The following is a 3886-nucleotide window of genomic DNA, read 5'->3' on the forward strand; positions in this document are numbered from 1 at the left end:
GGCTGAGTTTGGAATTGAAGATTCAAAACTTTTCTAAAGGCAAGCAGCTAAAGCTGTAGCAAGTTCCTTTGCGGTTTGGTAGCGATCGCGCACATTGGGCTTAGTCACTTTTTCGATGGCAGCTCGCAATTTGGGTGCGATCGTCGGCACATTTTCCAGCTGAAACTGGTAAACTCTTCCCTGCTTGCGATAAAACTTGTGGGGCGCTTCCCCAGTGAGCAGGAAAATTAAAGTTGCCCCAACTGCATAAAGGTCAGACTGGGTTACAGGTTGGCCTCGGTCTTGTTCCGGGGCGCTGTAACCTTCTGCGCCGATGCGAGTACCCAAAGGAGTGCCGATTTCTTTAACAGCGCCAAAATCGAGTACCACAATGCGATTGTCCACTGCTTTCACTAATAAGTTTGCCGGTTTAATATCGCGGTGAATGAGTGGGGGGTCTTGTCTGTGGATGTAGTCCAACACATCGCAAGTTTGGATCGCCCACTCGCTCGCCTGTTTTGGCGTTACAGGCCCATTTTTGTAGATGCGTTTCTCCAAATCCTCACCGTGAACCAGTTCCATCACCAGATATTTTTTACCCCTTTCCGTAAAAAAGTCAAAAAACTGGGGAATACCGGGATGGTGTAGCGCTTTAAGGGTACGAGCTTCCCTTTCAAATAATTCTTGGGCCTTGCTTATTTCAGCCATATCCGCATTCATTTCCTTAATCACCACCAACCCCTGGACTTCCGTAGGTGTGCCACCTGCCCCAGCTTGCGCTTGGGGAACCCAGGCCAGATAAGTCGTACCCATTCCGCCTTGTCCCAGAGTCCGTAATATCTGGTACTGGCGGATAGCACGTTCTACGCGCAACGGTTGACCGCAGTGAATGCAGAATAGATTGTTGGGAGAATTATCTGCGTGATTGCAGGTAGATGCTATAGCAGACCTGGGTGGAGAGACAGACTGGGCATGGAATTTGAGCATCGGCCCTCCGTGCGCCAACTGGAGGACAGAACCATTTGCCAGCCAAGCTTGAGACACTAAAATACCATCCAGAAAAGTGCCATTAGTGCCTTGATTGACGAGACGCCAAGCGGTAGAGGCCAGATTGCTTCCCGATCTCGATCCTGATATCTCCATTCGTCGCAGTTCCAGATGGTAGCGGGAAACCCGGCTATCGCTGAGAACCACATCATTATCTGGCGCTCGGCCAATCCGAATAAAATTCTGGTTATCAAAGCGCCATTGTTGCAGAGGCTCAGGTTGTTGGGTATGTAAAAGAGTCAGCGTGACCGCATCGGAAAATCCCATTATTCGTTGGTCAGTTGTCAGTTGTCAGTTGTCAGTTGTCTTTGCTTGGCTTTGGTGGAATAGCACGCTCGATAAACTGAATTAGATCCCTCTAGATCCCCGACTTCTTCAAGAAGTCGGGGATCTAGAGCTAAGTGCCATTCGGCTTTGCAGCAGCTATGACCGCCGATCTATGACAGTTAGCTATTACCAACTCTAGCTTGCTCCAGATCCGGTCGCACTTTCGCCCGAATCAGGACTGCGGTGATATTATCGTGGCCGTTATAGTTGTTCGCTAGATCGATCAACTCATTTACTCCTTGTTCCAGACTAGCTCGCGAACTGAGCAGAGGTTGGAGATGAGTTTGCCAATGAGCTTCGATCAAGTCGTTATCCGACAAACCATCGGAACACAACAGCAGCAGGGTATCTTCATTTAGCTCGAAGAATTCGATGTCCGGCTCAACAAAATGCTCGTTGCGCGGGCCCAAAGCTTGGGTAAGCTGGTAGGAATCGGGACGAGAATAGGCGATCGATCTTTCTACGCCTCGTTTAATTTCTCGTTGACCGACCTCATGGTCTGTCGTGACTTGCTCCAAGCCCTGTCTGCGACTGAGGCGGTAGAGGCGAGAGTCTCCTACGTGAGCGACGACAACTTGCGTTTCCTGAACTAAAACCATTACCAGGGTAGTGCCCATACGCCCGCTGCCAGAGCGAGCATCCTGTTGGTTTACATCGTAGATAGCTTGATTGGCTTTGAGTACTGCCTCGCGGATCGTATCTTCGTCAGGCAGATCCTCTTTCCAATTGTCTTGGAAGTACTGGCTGAGAGTTTTCACCGCTAAAGCGCTGGCAACTTCTCCACCAGCATGACCGCCCATACCATCGCAGAGGATATACAAACCACGGGCCAGGACATTTCGACCCAAGGGTGTTTCGGCCTTGACGAACGAAGTTCTGATGCCAAAGTAGTCCTCGTTGTGCCGCCGTTGCCGACCCACATCTGTGCGCCCAGCGTCTTCCAAGCTGAGCAACTGCATGGGTAGAACAATCGTAGGCGTTTCGTTTTCATCGCCGGGATGGCCGGGATAATAAGTTGGATGCTCTTTGGTAGAAGCAGAGGGGGTATAGGTTGGCGCGAAATTGAGGTTGTTTTCGGCGGGATCGACAGGGGGCATAGGGGTGGGCTCGGTAGTGTCACCTTGAAATTCCTCTGCGATCGCTTGCAAGCGCGATCGCAGTATATCGATAGTTTGAATTGTGTTTTCCTTCAGGTCGCTCATCAGCATGGCTAGCGGGCCAAATAGAGTCCGCCCCGACTCTAAAAATAGCTGCTGCCAAACTTGGCCTAATACTTCCAGCGTCGGGCTGAAGTTATCCGGGTCTTGCTCTAAGCGTAATAGCCCTAAAGATTGGTCTTCATCCACCCGCAAATTATTTAAATCCACTAGGGTAGTGAGGCAATGCCAGGGTTCCAGAGCTACCCATATAGAGGCCATTTCGTGGAGCAGATGCAATAGGTGCATTTGGGGAATTTGGTCATCTCTCCACAGGTCTACCAACAGAGGCCAAGCAGACCTATCTTCTAATAAAACTATCTGCTGTCCGTTACTTATCCAAGCATCTTGAATTCGGGGCAGGGCTGGATATAACTGCGATTGTAGCGCCACATACGCTTTGGCAAGCGCCGGGACGGAAGCTCTTGATGCCGAAGAGATCGGAAGGTTTTTTTCCTCAGTGCTTTGTCGATCGAGCAAGACTTGTAGAGGAGACTCTTGCAGGGGTTGACAGTCTAACACTCTTATGAGCATTTCCCCGTTTGCGATCGGGGTCAAACTTTCCAGGAGTTGATAGCGTTGTTGAGGATCTAAAAAACTCTCCGGAAGCAGTCCAGATCCGGGCTGGCTGGTGTTATCCCCACTATCGGTCTGGGCTTGATTCTCTAACTGATGTTGTCCCGATCGATCTTTATCCCAGGAAACCTGGATTTCTGTTGAATTTGCTGAAGCTGCTTCGCTATCTAAAACTGTCGTTGTTAAAGGCAAGTTTGAAGTGTCATTTTTTACACCAATTGCTGCTTTTATTTCAGTGTTTCCCCCATGAGGCGATGGCGGCGGTGACGCTTCTAGCTTTCCTGAGATAATGCCCAACCACACAGTTCCCGTGAACGTGTCGCAGTTTTGACATACTTTAGCGCTGTAGGCGACTTGAGAGCCACATTCCGGACAAACTTTGTGCGTCAAAGAGGTACCGCATTGCTGACAAAATTTATTCGCATCCGGGTTTTCAAAGTGACATTGGGGGCAGACAAGCATTTTGGGTACTTCCTCAATTCCCTTTCCTGGGCTTTTTCATGGTGGGGTACAACCTAGTGCCGCTACGCGGAAGTCAAAAGTCACTCATTCAAAAGTCCTTTGAGCGTCAGGCATTCAACTACTTCCGATCTGGTGGATTACTTCTGCCATGCTGCACTAGCCGCAGCATTTCCTACGGCATAGCCCTGTGTACAGGTTAACTGATATATCGGGCTTAGGGTATCTAGAAAAAGTCAAAAGTTAAAATTCAAAAGGGAGAGGGAGAGCGGGGGATGGGGGGAGTTAAAAGTCAAAAGTCA

Annotated in this window: 2 protein-coding genes; both read right to left on the reverse strand. The window is 49.6% G+C overall.

The features are described 5' to 3' along the window. Positions 1–33: 33 nt before the first annotated feature. Positions 34–1293 carry a protein kinase gene (locus H6S82_RS22295; RefSeq protein WP_190472224.1) on the reverse strand — a complete coding sequence of 420 codons (1260 nt, stop codon included), beginning with the start codon at positions 1291–1293 and terminating at the stop codon, positions 34–36. A 179-nt stretch (positions 1294–1472) separates the two neighbouring features. Beyond that, complete coding sequence (locus H6S82_RS22300; protein ID WP_190472227.1) at positions 1473–3587, reverse strand: serine/threonine phosphatase; 2115 nt, start codon at positions 3585–3587, stop codon at positions 1473–1475. Positions 3588–3886: the final 299 nt, after the last annotated feature.

Source organism: Planktothrix sp. FACHB-1355, assembly GCF_014748295.1.
GTDB classification, from domain to species: Bacteria; Cyanobacteriota; Cyanobacteriia; order Cyanobacteriales; family Aerosakkonemataceae; genus Aerosakkonema; species Aerosakkonema funiforme_A.

Excerpts from the sequence above, each read along its gene's own strand:
- H6S82_RS22300 (WP_190472227.1), bottom strand. The coding sequence starts at position 3,587 with ATGCTTGTCTGCCCCCAATGTCACTTTGAAAACCCGGATGCGAATAAA.
- H6S82_RS22295 (WP_190472224.1), bottom strand. The coding sequence starts at position 1,293 with ATGGGATTTTCCGATGCGGTCACGCTGACTCTTTTACATACCCAACAA.